Origin of the sequence: Colwellia sp. BRX10-3 (assembly GCF_014077505.1) — a bacterium.
GTDB lineage: Bacteria > Pseudomonadota > Gammaproteobacteria > Enterobacterales > Alteromonadaceae > Cognaticolwellia.
Genome location: NZ_JACGWA010000006.1, coordinates 107,311 through 128,827, shown reverse-complemented (window position 1 = coordinate 128,827; position 21,517 = coordinate 107,311). Strand labels below are relative to the sequence as shown.

Annotated in this window: 20 protein-coding genes; 12 read left to right on the top strand and 8 right to left on the bottom strand. The window is 37.8% G+C overall.

All coding sequences use genetic code 11. The annotated features are described in order from the left end of the window. Positions 1–10: 10 nt before the first annotated feature. From H4J38_RS10960 to H4J38_RS10940, 5 genes are all read right to left on the bottom strand, one after another. Positions 11–376 carry a diacylglycerol kinase gene (locus tag H4J38_RS10960; RefSeq protein WP_182131818.1) on the bottom strand — a complete coding sequence of 122 codons (366 nt, stop codon included), beginning with the start codon at positions 374–376 and terminating at the stop codon, positions 11–13. Next, complete coding sequence (locus tag H4J38_RS10955) at positions 376–2,064, bottom strand: phosphoethanolamine transferase (protein WP_182131817.1); 1,689 nt, start codon at positions 2,062–2,064, stop codon at positions 376–378. The genes H4J38_RS10960 and H4J38_RS10955 overlap by 1 nt, the downstream gene beginning before the upstream one ends. A gap of 1 nt (position 2,065) precedes the next feature. Beyond that, a complete protein-coding gene (locus H4J38_RS10950; protein WP_182131816.1) occupies positions 2,066–2,359 on the bottom strand; it encodes a hypothetical protein in 294 nt (97 codons plus the stop codon). A 195-nt stretch (positions 2,360–2,554) separates the two neighbouring features. After that, positions 2,555–3,979: a HAMP domain-containing sensor histidine kinase gene (locus tag H4J38_RS10945; protein WP_182131815.1), complete on the bottom strand. Its 1,425-nt coding sequence runs from the start codon at positions 3,977–3,979 to the stop codon at positions 2,555–2,557. Between the two features lie 9 nt (positions 3,980–3,988). Then, positions 3,989–4,654, bottom strand: coding sequence for a response regulator transcription factor (locus H4J38_RS10940; protein ID WP_182131814.1), 666 nt, complete (start codon positions 4,652–4,654; stop codon positions 3,989–3,991). A gap of 387 nt (positions 4,655–5,041) precedes the next feature. Here H4J38_RS10940 and H4J38_RS10935 point away from each other — a divergent pair, with 387 nt between their 5' ends. The 12 genes from H4J38_RS10935 to H4J38_RS10880 all read left to right on the top strand — a co-directional run bounded on the left by H4J38_RS10935 (position 5,042) and on the right by H4J38_RS10880 (position 17,410). Further along, a complete protein-coding gene (locus H4J38_RS10935; RefSeq protein WP_259365490.1) occupies positions 5,042–5,401 on the top strand; it encodes a hypothetical protein in 360 nt (119 codons plus the stop codon). 149 nt (positions 5,402–5,550) lie between these two features. Further along, positions 5,551–6,075 carry a DUF411 domain-containing protein gene (locus H4J38_RS10930; protein ID WP_182131812.1) on the top strand — a complete coding sequence of 175 codons (525 nt, stop codon included), beginning with the start codon at positions 5,551–5,553 and terminating at the stop codon, positions 6,073–6,075. After that, a complete protein-coding gene (locus tag H4J38_RS10925; protein ID WP_182131811.1) occupies positions 6,075–7,532 on the top strand; it encodes a TolC family protein in 1,458 nt (485 codons plus the stop codon). Before H4J38_RS10930 ends, H4J38_RS10925 begins: the two co-directional genes overlap by 1 nt. Then, positions 7,532–9,352, top strand: a complete 1,821-nt coding sequence (locus H4J38_RS10920; RefSeq protein WP_182131810.1) for an efflux RND transporter periplasmic adaptor subunit — start codon at positions 7,532–7,534, stop codon at positions 9,350–9,352. Before H4J38_RS10925 ends, H4J38_RS10920 begins: the two co-directional genes overlap by 1 nt. Before the next feature lie 17 nt (positions 9,353–9,369). Further along, the gene (locus tag H4J38_RS10915; protein WP_182131809.1) at positions 9,370–12,507 is read left to right on the top strand and encodes an efflux RND transporter permease subunit; all 3,138 of its coding nucleotides are present in this window, start codon (positions 9,370–9,372) and stop codon (positions 12,505–12,507) included. A gap of 89 nt (positions 12,508–12,596) precedes the next feature. Continuing rightward, complete coding sequence (locus tag H4J38_RS10910; RefSeq protein WP_182131808.1) at positions 12,597–12,917, top strand: hypothetical protein; 321 nt, start codon at positions 12,597–12,599, stop codon at positions 12,915–12,917. Positions 12,918–12,995: 78 nt separating this feature from the next. Continuing rightward, a complete protein-coding gene (locus H4J38_RS10905; protein ID WP_182131807.1) occupies positions 12,996–13,508 on the top strand; it encodes a cytochrome c in 513 nt (170 codons plus the stop codon). A gap of 32 nt (positions 13,509–13,540) precedes the next feature. Continuing rightward, positions 13,541–14,026 carry a DUF4440 domain-containing protein gene (locus tag H4J38_RS10900; protein ID WP_182131806.1) on the top strand — a complete coding sequence of 162 codons (486 nt, stop codon included), beginning with the start codon at positions 13,541–13,543 and terminating at the stop codon, positions 14,024–14,026. 23 nt (positions 14,027–14,049) lie between these two features. Continuing rightward, a complete protein-coding gene (locus H4J38_RS10895; RefSeq protein WP_182131805.1) occupies positions 14,050–14,553 on the top strand; it encodes a nuclear transport factor 2 family protein in 504 nt (167 codons plus the stop codon). Between the two features lie 6 nt (positions 14,554–14,559). Then, complete coding sequence (locus H4J38_RS10890; RefSeq protein WP_182131804.1) at positions 14,560–14,793, top strand: hypothetical protein; 234 nt, start codon at positions 14,560–14,562, stop codon at positions 14,791–14,793. Continuing rightward, positions 14,765–17,029, top strand: coding sequence for a heavy metal translocating P-type ATPase (locus H4J38_RS10885; protein WP_182131803.1), 2,265 nt, complete (start codon positions 14,765–14,767; stop codon positions 17,027–17,029). The genes H4J38_RS10890 and H4J38_RS10885 overlap by 29 nt, the downstream gene beginning before the upstream one ends. A 15-nt stretch (positions 17,030–17,044) precedes the next feature. Next, positions 17,045–17,410: a cupredoxin domain-containing protein gene (locus H4J38_RS10880; RefSeq protein WP_182131802.1), complete on the top strand. Its 366-nt coding sequence runs from the start codon at positions 17,045–17,047 to the stop codon at positions 17,408–17,410. A gap of 290 nt (positions 17,411–17,700) precedes the next feature. On the opposite strand, the gene yfaE is transcribed toward H4J38_RS10880, so the two are convergent. The 3 genes from yfaE to nrdA all read right to left on the bottom strand — a co-directional run bounded on the left by yfaE (position 17,701) and on the right by nrdA (position 21,503). Further along, positions 17,701–17,958, bottom strand: coding sequence for a class I ribonucleotide reductase maintenance protein YfaE (gene yfaE / locus H4J38_RS10875; RefSeq protein ID WP_182131801.1), 258 nt, complete (start codon positions 17,956–17,958; stop codon positions 17,701–17,703). 5 nt (positions 17,959–17,963) lie between these two features. Next, on the bottom strand, positions 17,964–19,094 hold the full coding sequence (gene nrdB / locus H4J38_RS10870; RefSeq protein WP_182131800.1) for a class Ia ribonucleoside-diphosphate reductase subunit beta: 1,131 nt from the start codon (positions 19,092–19,094) through the stop codon (positions 17,964–17,966). A gap of 138 nt (positions 19,095–19,232) precedes the next feature. Continuing rightward, a complete protein-coding gene (gene nrdA, locus H4J38_RS10865; RefSeq protein ID WP_182131799.1) occupies positions 19,233–21,503 on the bottom strand; it encodes a class 1a ribonucleoside-diphosphate reductase subunit alpha in 2,271 nt (756 codons plus the stop codon). Positions 21,504–21,517 lie beyond the last annotated feature (14 nt).

The window sequence follows — 21,517 nt, the reverse complement described above, 5'->3', positions numbered from 1 at the left end:
CAAGCCTATGTTAAAGCAATATTACGAGCCAAATACTACTGGCAACAATTAAGCTGATAAATACGGCCGCAGAGCCTAAATCTTTTGCCAGACCTGATAAAGGGTGAATCTCTAAACCAATTCGGTCGACAACGGCTTCAATGGCGGTATTGATGATCTCGGTAAAAAGTATGAACAGTACGGCGAGTATTAACATAACTTGTTCTTGGCTGCTAACATCAAAAACAAAAGAAACGGGAATGGCAATAAGCAGTAGCAATAACTCCTGCCTAAATGCTGATTCATTCTGATATAACCATTTAAAGGCTCTGAATGAGTTCAACGATGCTAATACTATTCTTTTTATGCCCTTAGGCTTATTTATATTGTCAAACACTAGTCTATTATCTCCATGTTTAATGTGGGTGATGGCGTGGTGCGTGCTATAGCATGCTCGGATTTACAGTCAATAAATGGATCACTTTCAATATGATAGGCTTTTGTTTTAACTGACATAATACTGAGCAAGGTATCAAAAACGTTATCATGACTTATCGGTGATTTTGATAACGCACTTAAGCATTTTGTATTAAAATCAGTTTGTACTGAATCACTCCAATAGAGCATAGGTACATGAGTTTGTTCATCGGGTGCAAAAGCATAAGGTAGGCCATGTAAATAAACACCTCTTTCACCTAATGATTCACCATGATCTGATATATAAAGTAATGATGATTCGATATTATCTTTTTTATCTAAAGTACTTAATTCATTAATAATTTTTGACAGAACAAGATCTGTATACGCAATAGTATTGTCGTAAGTATTAATAAGTTGTTCTTGGCTACAGTTTTGAATATCACTGCGTTGACAGTCTGGCGTGAAAAGGCTTTTGTCTTTCGGGTATCGTTTAAAATATGTCGGCCCATGAGAACCTATCATATGTAAAACAATGAGTGTATTTTCATGGCTTAGGGTATTAAGTTTTACTTTTAAAGGTATTAATAGCGCTTCATCATAACAATACTCACCATCACATAAAGGGTTAGACTTATCGGTATCGACTTGTATGGTTTTTACACGGGTACACACCCCTTTGCAACTGCCGTTATTATTGCTGATCCATAATACATCCGCACCGGCTAAATGAATCAAGTCTATAGCATTTTGTTGAGCCGTTGCCGTGCGTTTGCTGTAGTTATCTTTACTTAACCTTGAGAACATACAAGGCACTGAAACAGCCGTTGCTGTGCCGCATGAGCTCATATTTGAAAACGATATTACTCCTTGTTTTTCAGTATATTGGTTGGTCGGTTTAGTATAACCATTAAGCGAAAAACTTTGCGCCCGCGCTGTTTCTCCTAACACCATAACTCTGACATGCTTGCGAGAACTATCACGCATTATGGAAGGAGCTGTATCTAAGACCTTAAACTTTAACGGAGGATAAAAATAATGATTTCGGACAAACTTATATGACGCGTCGAGCATTTTATAAGGCGTAATGTAACCTAGTAGGTCTTTATTGTTTCTGCCAACCGAAGCATAGTTTGAATAAAATATACTCGCGATTAAAAGCGCGACACCAAAGCTGAAGGTAATAACTTTTATACGGCTTAACAATTCTTTGAAAAATGGCTTATAAGTTAACTTTACCTTGTAGATTATAAATGACGGTAAGACGCCAAAAAATATAAAAAATAAAGTGCCGGGCAAGTTAACGTAAGAAAGCGCTTCGGCTGAGTCTGTTTCAATCGTATTTTGTACCATGCCGTAATCAAAAACGATACCGTAAGTAATTGTGCCGTAAAATATAAGTGATGAAATAATTACCGTGGTAATAAGCAAAGGTTTAGTCAGCCAGCGAAACGAGAATAGGCCTTGAATTATAATGGTTAAAGATAATAGAAATATTGGCAATGACATTAAAAACAACGCATTATAATTATCTAACGCGGTAATCACTTTGGTCGCTTTTGTTAAAAATGGCAGATTTAAAACCAGTGCGATATAGCAAGAGGTAAAGAATAACAACTGGTTGGTTGTTATGGTTAAATCTTTAAAATAGAAGATAATTTTCTTCATTTTATACGACTAAGTATAAGAATTGATCTTTTAAGAGCAATGCATTGTTATTTACATTAGGAATAGAGAATATGGGGTGTATAATATCGAGGTAGATAACACTAGCTTTACTTGAGTACGTTGATGATAATTTTGCACAATTGTTTAGGAATATTAAGTATTCATTGGAATGTTCAAAGTTAAGATGTCTGATGTCTTTTTGAATAAAGTTGACGGTATTAGCCATCGACTTTATTGGATTCGTGGCAGAAACTACAACGATTAAAATTGGAATAAGTTTAAGAAAATATGTCATATAAACCCCTATTGATAAGTGTTTATATGTTAAGTAACTAAACTTAAGAAAGGCTTAGCGTAAACTGATTATTAGCTTAGATTAAACTTAAACTTAAACTTAAACTTAAAATTGAATAAAGAATAACTAAGGCTGAGTACTCCAACCGTTACTCGTTATTATTGATAGTGTGGAACAGTAAATAGCTACTGCTGATCATAATATAATAGTGAAGGTTATTTCTTTTTCTTTTGACATTACTACATTCAAATCCGCGGAAATGTTTTCACTATAAGATTTAACAATAGCTAAACCCAATCCATATCTTTCTCCTGAAGTGCGTGACGAATCTTTTTGCCATAGAGGTTCAAAAAACAAGGCTAGATCTGATTCAGAATAATCATGTTCACAGGTATTAGTTATTTGTATCATTACTTGATTATTGTCTGAATAAGGCTCAACGTTAATCGTTATTGGAGTCGACGAGGGGCTATAGTACAAGGCATTGTTGATAAGGTTTGATAATACGGTAGTTAAGGCAAAATCATTGGTATTAACCATCCCACAGGTTTTATCAAAGTTAAAGTTAATGGCTCTATTCGCTTTGTTTTCCATTACAATTACTGAGCTGAACAGTATTTCCAAGTCGACTGGTTGTTTTTCTAACGTAGCTTTGTTTGTGCTTTTTTGCAGTAGCAATATGCCATTTACAATGTTGCGTAAACGTTCAGTAATCGCAAGTACATCTACCTTAAAGCTTTCCGATAATTGTTTTTCATGAGGAAATTTTATCGCTACTTCACTTAAGTTTAATAATTCTGCAATTGGGGTTTTTAATTCGTGAGCTATATCTGAGGTAATTCTTTTTTCTCTGGAATAAAGCACTTTGTTTTCACTGATAAAGTGGTTAATGCCATGGGCAATGGTAATGAGTTCTTCTGGCAAGTTATTGGTATTTATCTTGCTGACTTCAGAATTTAAATTAATTTGCTTAAGTTCACGATTAAGTTGTTCTATAGGTTTTAAACCACGTTCAACGACATTAAATACAATGATCCTGACCGCGATAATAGCGGTAATTGAGGTAAATATAAAAATTATATCTACAAACCATAGTATTTGATTTAAACCTTCGGTGCTAATGGCATACGCTAGCTCCATCGTTTTTTGCTCTTTAGAAAACTGCGCTATGGCAATGCCATTATCTTCTCGAACATCGCTATCTATTTGTGGTTTGAATTTTGTAAAAAGCATTTTCCCTGAGCGACCGTCAGGTAAGGTTATGTCAGTAATTAGTGAGTGTTTTTTGCCAAGTTCTACTTTCGGTAATTCATTAATATCAAAAAGTTCAAGCGTTTTAGAACGTTCAAATATCTTATTATCTAGCCATAATTGAAAATATTCAGGATCATTTACACCAGAAAATTCAGGCATAAATTCATCGGCAAAATCAAAGTCAATCTCGTGGGTATCTTCGCTGACTAATGTGGTGAGTAATCCTACTTTGTTGACCATAGCACGATCAAATTCGCCACTGATCCAAGTATCTACAGCAATGTCAGTGAGCAAAAAAATGGACACCAATAAAATAGACACTGAAATTGATAAATAACGGCTTAATTTTTTCTTAATCGAAATCATTGATGGGTCTCAACAAAAATAGCCGAAGCCACGCTTGGTTTTAATGGGCAAATCATGCCCGAGTAATTTAACTTTTTTTCTCGCCGTAGATAAATGTGCTTCGATGGAATTTTTCGCAACGGCATCATATTGACCGGCTAAATATTCACTTAACTTTTCAGGCGATATTACTTTAGCTTGATTGGTGAATAAACACTCAACCAACTTATACTCATTGGGCGTTAAATTGGCATCTACGCCATCACAAAACAATTGCTTTAAGTGCAGGTCTAATGAAAACAAGCCAATATTAATTTTACTATCACTGACTTTTAAAGACCCTCTGCGCATTAAGCAAAGTAAACGAACATGTAACTCATCAAATGAAAAAGGTTTAGTGAGGTAATCGTCAGCGCCGTTAAGTAGGCCTTGAACTTTATCTTCGGTGAGATCTCGTGCCGATAGAATTAACACCCGAAGATCTTTATTGGCTTTTCGAATAGCTTTTAATATGGCAGTACCATCAACAGAAGGGAGCATTAAATCAAGAATAAGTAGAGAATAGTCTCCAGCTAACGCCATGCTTAACCCCTCAGAACCGTCTCCGGTGTCATCAACGGTATAGCCTAAGTTTGATAAGCCAATTTTTAAGCTTCTTCGCAGAGAAGTTGAATCCTCTATTATTAAAACTTTCAAGAGTAACCTGCAATATACAAATGTAATAATGACAAGATAACAGACCAAACTTAAGATTTGCTGATTTTTCACTTAATTTGTTGTTTGTTTAATACCTAAATTTAATGCCAGTTACTTTTTATATAATTTGATGGTGAATAAATTGCTAAATAAAGGTGACAAGCTATAGAGCAATCTATTTATCTATTCGTACATATCTACAGTAAAGCTTAAATAAATGAAGTTATTGAATTTTATCCGACAAGCTTTGATCTTGATCATTGAATATAAGCAGTAGGTATGCGATTATTCAGGCTGATTATAATATTTTATTAGTTACGCGTGACTTTAAACTACTCTAAAACAATAATGGTATTGCTTATATGTTTGTCCTTCGTGGGCCAAGCAATGGCGTCTACTATTATGTCTTACCACATGATGGGTATGGCTGGAATGAGTGGTATGAAGAGTATGAGTAGCCAAGTAGAAGTACAATCACTGTCACAAAATATGTCCATGATGGATCACAGTAACCATAATATGGCCAGCGAATCTGATGATAGTTTAACTGACTCAACTGATGCAACTGAAGAGTGTTGTAATAAAATATGTAACTGTTTTGCCGGTGGTTGTTCAAGTATTGCTGCGTTAATCAAGCATGTAAGTAATAGCCCAATCCTTGATAATTCAGCTAAAATACTTTCCCATTCTCGTTTGGCGCTAAGCCAGAAACTGACCTCACTATATCGTCCTCCAATATTAAGCTAACTACAGAATAAGTGCGCCCAAAATTTGGCTCATTTATATTTTACACTCTGTATTAGGCTTTTTTGAGTTCGCATTTGTAGAAAATACTTATCTAACCTAATCAATAAAAACCTAATTAATTAAAAGTTTAACATCCAATTGGGTGGGTTATGTTTTCAAATAAATTTACGTTAAAAGTTATCACTACCTTTGTTGTAGTATTTTCACTTGCCAGTTGCTCAGACGACCAAGCTATTACTCAGGTTATTGAACCACCAAAAGTGATGCCGCAAAAAGTTGTTCTCGATGTATATAAAAGTCCTTCTTGTGGTTGCTGTAAAAAATGGATCAGTCACATTAATGATAATGGCTTTGCATCAAAAGTTCACAGCTTTGATGATTTTCCAGCGATTAAAGACGAGAAAGGCATAGAGCCGAGATACCGCTCTTGTCATACCGCAATTTCAAATGAAGGATACGTCTTTGAAGGACATGTACCAGCAAAATTTATTCACCAATTTATGCAAGAAACACACAAGGATGATGTTATCGGTTTGTCAGTTCCGGCTATGCCTGTAGGCACACCAGGTATGGAAGTTGAAAACAAGTTTCAGCCCTATAAAGTTTTACTTTTAAAGCAAAATGGCAGCTATGAAACTTATGCCAATGTTCAATCTTATGAGGAACAGTTTTAATGAATAAACAAAACGATAATAGTAAATTTCATATCAAGTTTGGTGCTGGAATTTTAGCTATTTCTGTTTTTTATGTTAGTGCTGCACAATTGCCAGCGAAGAATAACATCAAAGCTTTATCTTTCGAGAAGGCGATTAAAGCTGCTCAAAAAAATGATCCTTGGTTAACCGGAAATTTGCATAAACAAAGAGCAATTGAGTCGATGAGTAATGCAGTAAACACATTACCCAACCCTAAGGTGTCAATTGGTTTGGCAAATCTACCGTTAAATGGCTTTGACTTTGGTCAAGAAGGCATGACGCAGGCTAAAGTAGGTATTTCACAAATGTTTCCTCGCGGAGATAGCTTAGATATTAAAAGCCAGCAGCTAAAAATTCAAAGCGAGGGGTTTCCCTTTCAAAGAAAAGACCGTGAATCAAAAGTTGCGGTTACGGTAGGCAGTTTATGGTTAGACGCCTACCGAGTTCAGCAAAGTATTGCTTTAATTGAAAAGAACAGGTCGCTATTTGTGCAGTTAGTCGATGTAGCAACAGTAAGCTATTCATCAGCATTAGGTAAAACTCGTCAGCAAGATATTGTGCGAGCACAACTGGAATTAACCCGTTTAGAAGATAGGTTAAGCCTATTGGCACAACAGCAAAATCGCTATGAAGGCATGCTTTCTCAATGGTTAACTAAATTTTCTAACGAAAATAGCTCAGTAGAAGAAGCAATATTAGCATCTGACTTTGCTCTGCATAACATAGAACTTACTCATCAACTTCCAGAAATTGACTTACTTAATGGTGATGTAGTGGCCAAGAAAACTTGGCTTAAGCCAATGGCATTGGTTCAGTACTTTGCTAATCATCCTGCGGTTTTGGCGATAGAAAAAAAAATACATGCGACTAAAACAGGTATCAATTTAGCGCAGCAAAAATACAAGCCTGAATGGGGCGTAAACGCAAGTTATGGCTATCGCAGCGATGATGCTATGGGAAGCAGTAGAGCAGACTTGTTCTCTGTCGGTGTAACTTTCGATGTGCCACTGTTTACCGATAATAGGCAAGATAATGAGCTTAAATCAGCTGTATCTGCAACAGAAGCGGTGAAAACAGAAAAGATTTTATTACTCAGGGAATTACTAGGCGCTTACTCAAGTGCAAAAGGTAGATTACTGCGTTTAAAAGAGCGACAAAACCTTTATACAACAAGATTACTGCCGCAAATTCATGACCAAGCTGAAGCTTCTTTATCGGCCTATACCAACGACGTTGGCGATTTCTCTGAAGTCGTTCGTTCACGTATTGCCGTACTAAATATCGAAATAGACGAGTTAACACTCAATGTTGAAGAGCAAAAAATACGTTTAGAACTTAATTATCTTTTTATCGGCAGTCTCAATACTGCAACCACACTAAACAACATAAATGTAAACAATAGCGTGCTAACTGCTGTTGTTCCGGGAAATAAATAATGAGTACAAATACGACAAATAAACCCATAAAGCCATTAATTGTCGGTATGGTGATTGGTTCGATACTGACATTTGGTGCTTATACTTTTATGGCGCCAGTTGGGTCTGACCAAACAGTGACTGCCGAAGTAGAAGAAAAACCACTCTATTGGGTTGCACCCATGGATGCTAACTATAGAAGAGATAAAGCCGGTAAGTCACCCATGGGTATGGACTTAGTGCCTGTTTATGATGATGGTGGTAAGGGACCTGATGAAGGCGAAGGCACTATTCGTATTTCTCCAGATGTAGTGAATAACCTAGGAGTAAGAACGGTTATAGCAAGATATAAACCACTGCACTTTGAAATAAATACAGTTGGCTATGTCAGTTTTGATCAAGAAAAACTCGTGCATATACATCCGCGCGTAGAGGGTTGGGTAGAAAAGCTATATGTAAAAGCCGTTGGTGATACGGTGAAGAAAAATGACCCCCTTTATGATATTTATTCGCCAGAGTTAGTCAATGCTCAAGAAGAATTGTTATTGGCATTAAGCCGTGATAATCGTCAGCTAATCAATGCCGCCGAAAATAGATTAAAGGCGTTGCTACTTCCCAGTTCGGCTATCGAAAAACTGATTAAAACTAAGAAAGTTCAGCAAAAAATCACCTTTTATGCGCCGCAAAATGGTGTTGTAGAAACCTTAAATATACGAGAAGGTTTTTTTGTTAAGCCAGGTACAACGTTATTGTCCATTGGCGACCTGTCTGAAGTTTGGCTTGAAACAGAAGTATTTGAAAGACAAGCCAATCAAGTTAAAAAGGGCACAGAGGTTACCATGACTTTAGATTATTTGCCCGGCAAAACATGGCAAGGACAAGTAGATTTTATCTACCCAACGCTTGATGCTAAAACTCGCACGGTTAAAGTGCGTTCACGTTTTAGTAATGAAGATGGTGCCTTTAAACCTAATATGTTTGCGCAAATAGTCATTCATACTTCAGGTGATGAAAAAGCACTACTGATCCCAACTGAAGCATTGATCAGAACAGGTAAACAAGACCGAGTTGTGCTGGCATTAGGTGAGGGCAGCTTTAAGTCTATTGCCGTAACTGTTGGCCGATATGACAGTGAAAGCGTTGAAATACTTACCGGACTTAGAGCAGGCGAAAAAGTTGTGAGTTCGGCGCAATTTTTATTGGATTCAGAGTCGAGTAAGTCTTCTGATTTTAAACGCATGTATAGTAATAAATCAGATGATGAGCAATTAGCACCCGTATCGGTTTGGGTGCAAGCTAAAGTAGAAAGTTTAATGGCAGAACATAAGATGTTATCACTTTCGCATGAAGCTATTCCTGAATGGAGTTGGCCTGAAATGGTGATGGACTTTATTGCCATTGATACTATCGACTTTTCGCTCCTCAAAGTAGGACTAAGTTTACATGTTGAAGTGAGTAAAACGGCCGAAGCCGATTATATAATCACTAACATTCACATTCCTGATCAAAGCACTTCAATGGCAATGGACAAACCGCAAGTTGACGAAGTAAGTTCTGCAACAGTAACAGGCACAATAAATTCACTTATGGTTGACCATGGCATGATTAATATCAGTCGTTCAGCGATAGCAAAATGGAATAGACCGGCTGCAACAGTAGATTTTATTACCGATGAAAGCGTGAGTTTAGCTAGTTTCAACAAAGGCATGGAGGTGACATTTACTTTTGAAATACGTGATGGAAATTTCATTATTACTGACATTTCGCCATTGTTAGATGGTGATAAATCAAGTGTTGAATCTTCTGTTGAAGAATCGCCTGTTGACCACTCAAACCACTAATTAGGAGTAAATAAAATATGATTACTGCTATTATTCGATGGTCGATTGGTAACCGTTTCTTTGTCTTGCTAGCAACCATGCTTTTAGTAGGCGCGGGTTTATATTCAGTTAGCAAAACACCGATTGATGCACTACCTGATCTTTCAGACGTGCAAGTGATAATTAAAACAAGCTATCCAGGCCAAGCGCCACAAGTGGTTGAAGATCAAGTAACTTATCCGATGACTACCGCCATGTTATCAGTGCCAGGCGCTGTGACCGTTCGTGGTTATTCATTCTTTGGTGATTCCTATGTTTACGTTATTTTCGATGAAGATACCGACCTTTACTGGGCACGTTCTCGGGTACTTGAATATTTAAGCCAAGTTGCGCCTAACTTACCCAGTGATGCACGGCCGCAACTGGGTCCTGATGCCACGGGCGTTGGTTGGGTATATTTATATGCGCTTACCGATACAACAGGCCAACATGATTTAAGCCAACTGCGCAGTATACAAGACTGGTTTTTGAAGTTTGAATTACAAACTGTGCCTGGCGTCTCAGAAGTTACTGCACTGGGTGGAATGGTTAAACAATATCAAGTCAACGTAGATCCAGAAAAACTACGTGCCTATGGTATTCCACTATCACTTATTCAAACTGCCATTAAACAAGGTAATCAGGAAATCGGTGCCTCAGTCGTTGAAATGGCTGAAGCTGAGTATATGGTCAGAGCTACAGGCTATATAACAGGCGTTGACGATCTTGAAAACATTCCGCTGGGTGTAAACCAAAATGGTACCCCGTTACTGTTAAAAGATGTTGCAAATATTGGTACTGGACCGCAAATGCGCAGAGGCATTGCAGAACTCAATGGCGAAGGCGAAACGGTTGGCGGCATTGTTGTAATGCGCTTTGGCGAAAACGCTCAGCAAGTGATTAACGGCGTAAAAGCCAAGCTTGAAAAGCTTAAAAAAGGCTTACCTGATGGCGTAGAAATAGTGCCAGTTTATGACCGTTCAGCATTGATAGAACGAGCAGTCGATAACTTGGCTTATAAGTTGTTGGAAGAATTTGGTGTGGTTGCCTTAGTTTGCATTATTTTCTTATTCCATGTCCGTTCATCTTTAGTCGCAATAATCAGTTTACCTATTGGGATTTTAACGGCTTTTATTATCATGCACCTGCAAGGTCTTAACGCCAATATCATGTCGTTAGGCGGTATTGCCATTGCGATAGGGGCGATGATCGATGGTGCTATTGTTATGATAGAAAACATGCATAAGCATATGGAAAAAACCCCGTTAACGAAAGAAAATCGCTGGCAAATAGTGGCTGAGTCAGCCAGTGAAGTAGGCCCGGCATTATTCTTTAGTTTATTAATTATTACCGTAAGCTTTATACCAGTATTTACCCTAGAAGCACAAGAAGGGCGTATGTTTGCTCCGTTAGCATTTACTAAAACTTATGCTATGGCAGCATCAGCTGCATTAGCTATAACCTTAGTACCGGTATTAATGGGCTATTTTATTCGCGGTAAAGTACTGCCGGAGCATAAAAATCCGGTCAATAGATTTTTGACATTTATCTATATGCCTGCACTTAAAACCGTATTGAACTTCCCTAAAATAACACTACTAGCAGCATTAATCGTACTGGGTATTGGTATATATCCAATTAATAAGATTGGTAGTGAGTTTATACCCCCACTCGATGAAGGCGATCTGATGTACATGCCAACAACATATCCTGGTATATCGATTGGTCAGGCTCGTCAACTGCTACAACAAACTGACAAACTGATTAAAACAGTGCCAGAAGTAAAAACTGTATTTGGTAAAGTAGGCCGTGCTGAAACCGCAACGGATCCTGCGCCCTTAACCATGATAGAAACCTTTATTCAGTTTAAGCCTCATGATCAATGGCGTGAAGGTGTAACACCTGAAAGTTTGAAACAAGAACTCGACGCTTTAGTGAAACTCCCTGGGGTGACTAATGCTTGGGTTATGCCAATAAAAACCCGTATTGATATGCTAGCAACAGGTATAAAAACCCCAGTTGGCATAAAAGTGGCGGGGCCTGATTTATCGGTTATTCAAGATATTGGTCAACAGTTAGAAGTGATATTAAAAGTCGTACCAGGTACAGCATCAGTTTATTCAGAACGTGTAGCGGGTGGTCGATATATAAAAGTGGATATTCAGCGCGCGAAAGCGGCTCGTTATGGTTTGAATATCGCTGAAATTCAACAAGTAGTAGCAACCGCTGTTGGTGGCATGAACGTTACTCAAACCGTTGAGGGTTTAGAGCGTTATCCAGTCAATGTGCGTTACCCACAAGACTATCGTGACTCTCCAGAGCAGTTATCATTATTACCGATAGTTACGCCAAATGGCCAACGTATTGCCTTAGGCGATGTTGCCAATATTTATATTGAAGATGGACCTCCGGGTATCAAATCTGAAAATGCCCGTTTAAATGGTTGGGCTTTTGTTGATATTGAAGGTGTTGATGTCGGCACTTATGTTGAAGCCGCACAGAAAGTGGTCACTGATCAATTAGTGCTACCCGCGGGTTACTCAATTACTTGGGCAGGACAATACGAATATATGCAGCGCGCAAAAGCCAAGTTAGCTTATGTGGTGCCATTAACCTTATTTATTATCGTGATACTACTTTACCTTAACTTTAGAAATGTAATTGAAGTGGCAATGATTATGGGTACTCTGCCGTTAGCTATGGTTGGCAGTATTTGGTTGATGTATTTAGAAGGTTTTAACTTCTCTGTGGCGGTAGGTGTCGGTTTTATCGCGCTGGCAGGAGTGGCGGTAGAAATTGGCGTTATTATGTTGGTGTATTTAAACCAAGCTTATAAAGCGATGTTAGATGAACATAGCTTAAAAGATATTACCACGACCAAAGAAGACTTATTTCAAGCCGTGTTGCATGGCGCGGGTATGCGTGTGCGCCCAGTGATGATGACGGCTGCAGCTATAATTGTTGGATTATTACCTATTTTATATGGCACTGGCACAGGTTCTGAAGTGATGAGCCGTATTGCAGCCCCTATGGTTGGCGGCATGTTGAGTGCGGTGATACTAACCTTGCTAGTTTTACCGACATTATTTTATTTATGGCGTTCGTCATCGATAAAAATTACAGCAACCAAGATATGAAGCTATTAATAACAAAAATGTTGAAGCAAATAATATTGCATTTAATAAATTTACCTAGAAAACCTTAACTATTTACGTAGGAGTAAATCATGAAAAAAAACTTAATGAAAACAGTCAGTAAAATCGCTTTGGTATTAATACCAGCCATTACATTATCGATGACAGCAACAGCACACGACCCAAGTTTGCATGTAAAAAAAGCTAAAAAAGCAGATTGCAGTAAAATGGATCATAGCAAGATGGATATGAAGGATCCTGTTGCTATCGCGATGATGAAAAAATGTATGAAACAAGCTAAAAAATCAAAAGACATGATGGACCATAGTAAAATGGATAAACAAATGGACCACAGCAAAATGAAAAAAGTAGATAAAAAAAACATGAACAAAGATGATCACAATAATCATTAATTAAATTTGAATGGTCGCTGACTACAAATATGTGTACATACATTGGAAATCAGTGACTTTCAATCAAAAGGAACCGTCATGAAAATGATTAAATTAATATTATTGTTGGCAGTATTAGGCGTTGGTACTACTGCCGCAGTTATGTATTCAGGCGTTGTTAATGTGGCTGCAGACGAACCCCATAGCGACTTTGTATATTGGATTTTAGAAGAAACAAGAAAAAATTCGATAAAAAAGGCGGCTGCAAATATTAAAGTGCCAGATTTAACCGACCCAGAATTATTGTTATCTGGTGGTGTTGACTACGAATTTATGTGCGCTAGTTGCCATTTAAAGCCTGGACAGCGCGAGAGTGATATGAGCTTAGGTTTATATCCCGCACCACCTAATTTAACTGTGCCTGATAATAACGATGATATACAAGTTGAACGTAACAATTTCTGGGTGATCAAGCATGGCATTAAAGCTTCAGGAATGCCGGCTTGGGGTAAAACACATGATGATCAACGTATATGGGCGATGGTGGCATTTATAAAACGCCTTCCAACTTTAACACCTGATCAATATCAAGTGCTTACTGCAGTCGAATAAATATTAACGAGAAAAACTATAAAGAGACAAATATGAAAGTAATTGAAAGTATATTAATCACAACCTTAGTGTTGAGCGCATCAATGAGCTTTAACTTACACGCTCATAAGAACGACAAAAATGTAGCTAAAATTGAGACCGAAATTTCTGTAATAGAAACCGAAGCGGGTAAAGCCATTGCTCAATTTCATCAAGCGTTGAAATCAGGCGACAAGGTTACAGCTAGATCATTATTAGCAGATGATGTACTGATTTTCGAAGGTGGAGGTGTAGAAAAATCAGCTGATGAATATGCGCAGCATCATATGATTGCTGACATGAAATATTTGGCAGCTATCAACACTGAACTAATAGAATATCAAGTCAAAGTTATTGGAGATCTTGCTTACGCTATGTCGAGAAGTAAATCGACAGGGCAATTTCGAGGCAAAGACATCAATAGTGAGGGCATGGAAACTATGGTGCTTCAAAAAACAGCAGGTAAGTGGAAAATTGTCCATATCCATTGGTCAAACTAAGTTAACTATTAATAGGATTAAAAATGAATAAATATATTACGGCAATTTTAGTACTAGTGATAAGTTTTTCGTCAATGGCTCATGGTGATAAAGACCATATTAGTGAAGATAGAAAAGCTATCACTGATATCATCAGTAGTATTAAATATGGCTGGGAAAATGGTGATGGCGCACCTTTTAGAAAAAACTTTCTTGATTTTAAAGGTGCTCGATATGTTGAGAGTGGTGGTCAAAATTTGGGGTTAAACTCTTTAGTTGAGCACCATGTTGAACCAGAAAAAGATGCATTAGAGTACTTAAAGCTAGATTTTAGTGAAATTGAAATTCACTTTGAAGGTGAAGCCAAAGACTTTGCATGGGCAATTGCCGACACGCGTGTAAAAGGTAAGGTGAACAAAAGTGGCAAAGAGTTCGACAAAAGTGGTTTTCAAACCTTTCTTTTGAGAAAAATTGATGGTTTTTGGAAAGTAGTACACAGCCATTCATCTAGTCGTGACTACAAACCTAAAGAAGTACATAAGCATTAATGGTTATTGGTTAGAAAGATTATTGAACATCATTTAGCTGAACCCGAAAAGCAGTTTCAAGCAGCGCTATTATTGCGTGAAAAATTAAGAAGTGCTATTAACGATTGGCTAAATAAACCAGATAAAGTACATACAGGACACATGATATGTCACCTCATTGAAGGTGAGAGTCAAGGTGGTAGTGCAGGTGCAGCGAACCAAGGAGATAATCATGGATATATTAACAGACAGCAAGCCTAGCAATAATACTCAAGAGTTGATTATTGAGGGCGCTGGTTGTGCAAGTTGTGTTGGCAAAATAGAAGCAGCGCTAAAAAATATTAATGGTGTAGACAGTGCAGAAATGAATTTTGCCTTACGCACGGTATCAATCAGTGGAAATGTTGCATCGGAAAAACTTATAAAAGCTATTGAAAATATAGGTTACAACGCAAAAAGTTCAAATGACAGCAGTGATGATAAGCTGTTAGATGAAAAAGAAGTGGCTGATGAAAAATATTACGCTAGTTTAATGAAGCAAATGTGGGTTGCCTTAGGTTTAGGTATTCCATTAATGATTTATAGCCTCTTTGGCGGGCCAATGACTGTTGAAACATCGTTAGAGCGTGGTGTTTGGTTAATTATCGGCATAGCATGCGCCGCCATTATGTATTTCGCTGGTAAGCATTTTTACATTGGCGCTTGGAAATCATTAGTTAATCACTCAGCGAACATGGATACCTTAATTGCATTAGGAACCGGTACAGCTTGGTTCTATTCCATGATCGTTGTATTCTTTCCTATGGTATTGCCAGAGATGGCTCGGCATGTTTATTTTGAAGCTACAGCTATGATTATTGGGTTAATCAATCTAGGTCTAGCGCTTGAAGTTAAAGCAAGAGGGAAAACAAGTGAAGCAATAAAGCGTTTAATTGGCTTACAAGCTAAAACAGCTCGTGTTGTGCGTGACAATAAAGAAATTGATATCGCTATAGAACAAGTATTGCTCAATGACATTGTACGAATAAGGCCAGGTGAAAAAGTGCCAGTAGATGGCGTTGTAACCCAAGGTCATACTGCAATCGATGAGTCGATGTTAACTGGTGAGCCTATGCCTGTTGAAAAGGGTGAAGGTGATGAAATTGTCGCGGGTACATTAAATAAATCAGGTTCGATTTTATCTAAAGCCACTCGAGTAGGCAAAGACACCGCGATAGCACAAATTATTAATATGGTTAAAAGAGCACAAAACTCTAAGCCACCCATTGGTCGTTTAGCTGATATTATTTCAGCGTATTTTGTCCCTGTTATTATGATAATTTCGATTGTTAGTGCCTTAGTATGGCTTAACTTTGGTCCTGATCCTGTACTTGCTTATGCCGTTGTCTCAGCAACCACTGTTTTAATCATCGCCTGTCCTTGTGCGCTTGGCTTAGCGACGCCGATGTCGGTGATGGTTGGCGTTGGAAAAGCCGCTGAAGCAGGGGTTTTGATCCGTAATGGTGAAGCATTACAAACCGCATCAAAAATTACCGCCATGATTTTAGATAAAACAGGCACAATTACCGAGGGCGCGCCAAAAGTAACCGATATTATCGTCGCGGACGAAAACTATACTGAACAAAATATTTTAATCATAGCAGGCAGTATTGAGAGTGGCTCTGAACATCCACTTGCCCAAGCCATTGTTGATTCAGCAACTGAGCAAAGCCTTGAGCTTGAAAAGATAACTGATTTTCAAGCTATTGCAGGTCATGGTGTGACAGCAAAGTTGAATGGTCAGCCACTACTGTTTGGTAATCAAAAATTAATGTTAAAAAATGGCATTGCGTTAAACGACTTTGTTGCAAAAGCGCAACAGTTGGCCGATGAAGCCAAAACACCGATGTATTTGGCTATTGATAACAAACTCGCGGCAATTATCGCGGTTTCTGATCCCATCAAAAAAGATTCAATTGCCGCGATTAAAAGACTTCAGGCAAGTGGCATTCGTGTCGTTATGCTAACCGGCGATAATAGAGCAACAGCTAATGCCGTGGCAAAAAAAGTAGGTATTAAAGAAGTATATGCTGAAGTACTACCGGAAGAAAAATCTAACAAAGTTACCGAACTTCAAGCGCAAGGAGAAATTGTTGGCATGACAGGAGACGGCATTAATGATGCACCAGCTTTAGCCATAGCTAATGTTGGATTTGCTATCGGTACTGGTACTGATGTGGCTATTGAAAGTGCCGATATTACCTTGATGCGAGGTTCATTACATGGCCTTGCTGATGCGATTGCAGTAAGTAAAGCAACATTGCGTAACATAAAACAAAACCTTTTCGGCGCCTTTATTTATAACGTGGCCGGTGTACCATTTGCCGCAGGTATTTTATACCCATTCTTCGGCTTAATGCTAAACCCAGTTGTTGCGGGAGCTGCGATGGCATTTTCATCATTAACTGTGGTTAGTAATGCCAATCGGTTACGTTTTTTTAAACCACAAGAGCATTAATTAAAGGAGATCAACATGTTATTAATTAATTTAATTGGTTTAGGTTTAATTGTTTTAATTATTTGGTGGTTTTGGTTATACAAACCGCAATCAACTGAAGTGACTGACAATACAGATAGAAGTGAAATAACTGTAATAGTGGAAAATGGTACCTATCAACCTGCGCATATTTCATTGCAAGAGGATAAACCATTGACAATTAACTTTATTCGCAAAGATGCGAGCCCATGTGCGGCGACCGTGTTATTTCCTGATTTAGAAATAAGTGCAGACTTGCCGATAAATAAAGAATTCTCAGTGCAATTACCAGCAATGAAGAAAGGTGAATACGCCTTTCACTGTCAAATGAAAATGTATAGTGGCACTATTGTTGTTAAATAAACATCCACTATTAGCGGGAAGTCATCATGACTTATTTAGAACCTAGCGTTGATGTTAGATAAACTAAAATAGTTATTAAGGATTTCAGGACACCTAATGTATAAGCTAAACATCAGCTTGCTAATTGTACTATTGGATTATATGCAATCAGTCAAGCTACGATGTTAACTGGGTCTATTAAACTATTGAAAAATTTTAACAATATTTAGCTAAACATAATTATAAAATAGTTGAATAGTGGCAGGTCATTTAATCAGTAGTTTTAATTATCTACCAACTAGTTTAGATAGTTAACCGTGTATATCTATTTCTATATCGCTGGTAGGGGTTGAGCAGCAGGTGAGAATTTCATTATCGCCGATAAAAGCTAGTGGGAATTGATCATACTCAACCGTGCCTTTTTTTAACGCACAGCGACAAGCGCCACAAAAACCATCACGACAATGAAAGTGTGATTCGATATTTTCTCTTTCTAGGGTATTAAGGATGTTTTTGTCTTCATCGAGGAACGTTATTTCCCGTCCCTCGACCCTAATTCTAAAAGGCATAAATACTATAAGTCGAAGTCGTCGAAGTCGTCACTTGATACTGACGAGTCAACTTGTCCTACTAAGTAGCTAGAAATTTCAGTTTCTTGTGGTGCAACTTGTACATTATCGCTAACTAGGTATGAGTTCATCCATGGTAGTGGATTACTTTTTATATCAAATGGTGCATCAAAACCAATCGCACTCAAACGTTGATTACTAATGTATTCAATGTATTGTTTTAAGATTGCAGCGTTAAGACCAATCATTGAGCCATCTTTAAATAGATAATCAGCCCACTCTTTTTCTTGCTCTACAACATCCATGAAGATTTGCTTGCCTTGCTCACGCAAAGTAGTGGCAATTTCTTTCATTTCAGGGTCATCTCTACCTGACATCCAGTTATTGAGAATATGTTGTGTTCCAGTTAAGTGTAGTGCTTCGTCACGGGCAATCAGCTTAATAATTTTAGCATTACCTTCAAGTAACTCACGTTCAGCAAAAGCGAATGAACAAGCAAAACTGACATAAAAACGAATGGCTTCTAAGGCATTTACTGAACATATTGCTAAGAACAGGCGTTCTTTTAATTTACGTTCGCTTACTTCAATGGTATTACCGTCAACCTCATAAGTACCTGGGCCTTGCGACTGTAATAATTGTGTGGTGATAATAACGGAGTCAAAATATTTTGCGATGCTTGAAGCACGCTTTAAAATTGCCGGATTGACCATGATGTCGTCAAACACTTCGCTCGGATCAGTAAATAAATTACGCAAAATGTGTGTGTATGAGCGAGAATGTATCGTTTCACTAAATGCCCATGTTTCAACCCATGTTTCTACTTCTGGTAATGAAACCAATGGCAGTAATACCGCGTTAACTGAACGAGCGGCCATTGAATCTAGCAGTGTTTGATATTTTAAGTTGGAAATAAAAATATGTTTTTCAGAGTCAGTTAAACTCTGCCAATCAGCACGGTCTTTTGATACATCAATTTCTTCTGGACGCCAAAAGAAGGATAACTGTTTCTCAATCAGTTTCTCAAACGCCATATAACGCTGTTGATCGTATCGTGCAATATTAACACTGTTCCCCAAAAACATTGGCTCTAACAAAGCATTGTTAGCTGTTTGGTTAAACGTAGTGTACGACATTTATATCTCCTTGAAATAGCGCCGTTTGAGGGGGGTATTTCATTACTTAATGGTAATTGATCTAGTTTTTATTAGTTTTATTGCAATACAAGTTTTTTAGCAAAAAAAGGAAAACTTAAAGTTTTCCTTTGGCTTTAGCTATATCTTACAAGCACCACCGGCACAATCGTCATCAACATCTATTTGATTGTCATCTGCACCATCACGTGTATTGTGATAATACATGGTTTTAATACCTAGCTTGTAGGCGGTTAAAATGTCTTTTAACACTTGTTTAATTGGTACTTTGCCACCTTCAAAACGAGAAGGGTCATAGTTGGTATTAGCTGAAATAGTTTGGTCAATAAACTTTTGCATAATACCAACTAACTGTAGATAACCTTCATTACTTGGAATATTCCAAAGTAATTCATAGTTATCTTTTAATCGTTGATACTCAGGTACTACTTGCTTTAACACACCGTCTTTACTGGCTTTAATGCTGATTAAGCCACGAGGCGGTTCAATACCATTGGTTGCATTAGAGATTTGAGAAGAAGTTTCTGACGGCATTAATGCCGATACGGTTGAGTTTCTAACTCCGTGCTTTTTAATACTAGCGCGCAGAGACTCCCAATCTAAATGAAGAGGTTCACCGGTAATTTTATCGATTTCTTTTTTGTAAGTATCGATAGGTAATATACCTTGAGATAAACGCGTTTCATTAAACTTAGGACAAGCACCTTGCTCAATCGCTAATTCGTTAGACGCTTTTAATAAGTAGTATTGAATAGCTTCAAAAGTACGATGAGTTAAGTTATTCGCACTACCGTTTGAGTAGAAAACACCATTTTTTGCTAAGTAATAAGCGTAGTTAATAACACCTATACCTAAGGTGCGGCGGCCCATTGTTGCGGTATGTGCAGCTGGAACTGGGTAGTCTTGATAATCTAATAAGCTGTCTAATGCTCGTACAGCTAAATCAGCTAAACCGGCTAATTCGTCAAGGCTGTCAATCGCGCCTAAGTTAAAGGCCGATAATGTACATAGCGCAATCTCACCATCAGGATCGTTCACATCCTTCATTGGCTTCGTTGGTAAGGCAATTTCTAAACATAAATTACTTTGACGAATCGGGGCAACACTTGGATCGAACGGTGAATGCGTATTACAGTGATCAACATTTTGTAAATAAATACGACCCGTACTTGCGCGCTCTTGGGCAAATAAAGTAAACAGTTCAATCGCTTTAATACATTTTTTACGAATTGAAGGATCAGCTTCGTATTTAACGTAGAGCTCTTCAAACTTATCTTGATCTTCAAAGAATGCGTCGTATAAGCCAGGCACATCACTTGGGCTGAATAAGGTAATAGATTGACCTTTGATCAAGCGTTGATACATCAATTTATTAAACTGTACGCCGTAGTCTAAATGACGAACGCGGTTTTCTTCAACACCACGGTTATTTTTAAGTACAAGTAAACTTTCAACTTCTAAATGCCAAAGCGGATAGAATAGGGTAGCTGCACCACCACGAACACCACCTTGCGAGCAGCTTTTTACAGCCGTTTGAAAGAGCTTGTAAAAAGGGATACAACCAGTATGGAATGCTTCACCATTACGTATTGTACTGCCTAAGGCGCGAATACGACCGGCATTAATACCTATACCCGCACGCTGAGATACATATTTAACAATTGAACTCGTTGTAGCGTTAATTGAATCTAAGCTATCGCCACATTCAATTAATACACAAGATGAAAACTGACGAGTTGGCGTACGAACACCTGCCATAATAGGTGTTGGCAATGAAAGCTTAAAGGTAGAAATAGCGTTATAAAAACCTTTAACATAATCTAAACGGGTTTCTTTCGGGTATTTGGCGAATAAACAGGCGGCCACTAATATATAAAGAAATTGTGCACTTTCATAGATTTCACCGGTTACACGGTTTTGTACAAGGTATTTACCTTCTAACTGCTTTACCGCCGCATAACTGAAATCTAAATCACGACCGTGATCCATAAAAGCTTCTAACTGTTCGAATTCTTCAGCGCTGTAATCAGTTAATAAATGCTGATCGTATTTACCTGCTTCAACTAATTTTACTACATGTGGGTAAAGCTTAGGTGGCTCAAACTGGCCGTAAGCTTTTTTACGCAAATGGAATATAGCTAAGCGTGCTGATAGGTATTGATAATCAGGCGTTTCTTCCGAGATTAAATCAGCAGCTGACTTAATAATGGTTTCATGAATATCAGCAGTTTTAATACCATCATAAAACTGAATATGAGATTTCAGTTCAACTTGAGACACCGAAACATTGTCTAGGCCATTAGCAGCCCAAGCAATTACTTTATGGATTTTTTCTAAGTCGATGGGTTCTTTTGAACCATTGCGTTTTGTAACAAAAAGTTTGTTATTCATGAAAGACCTGTAAA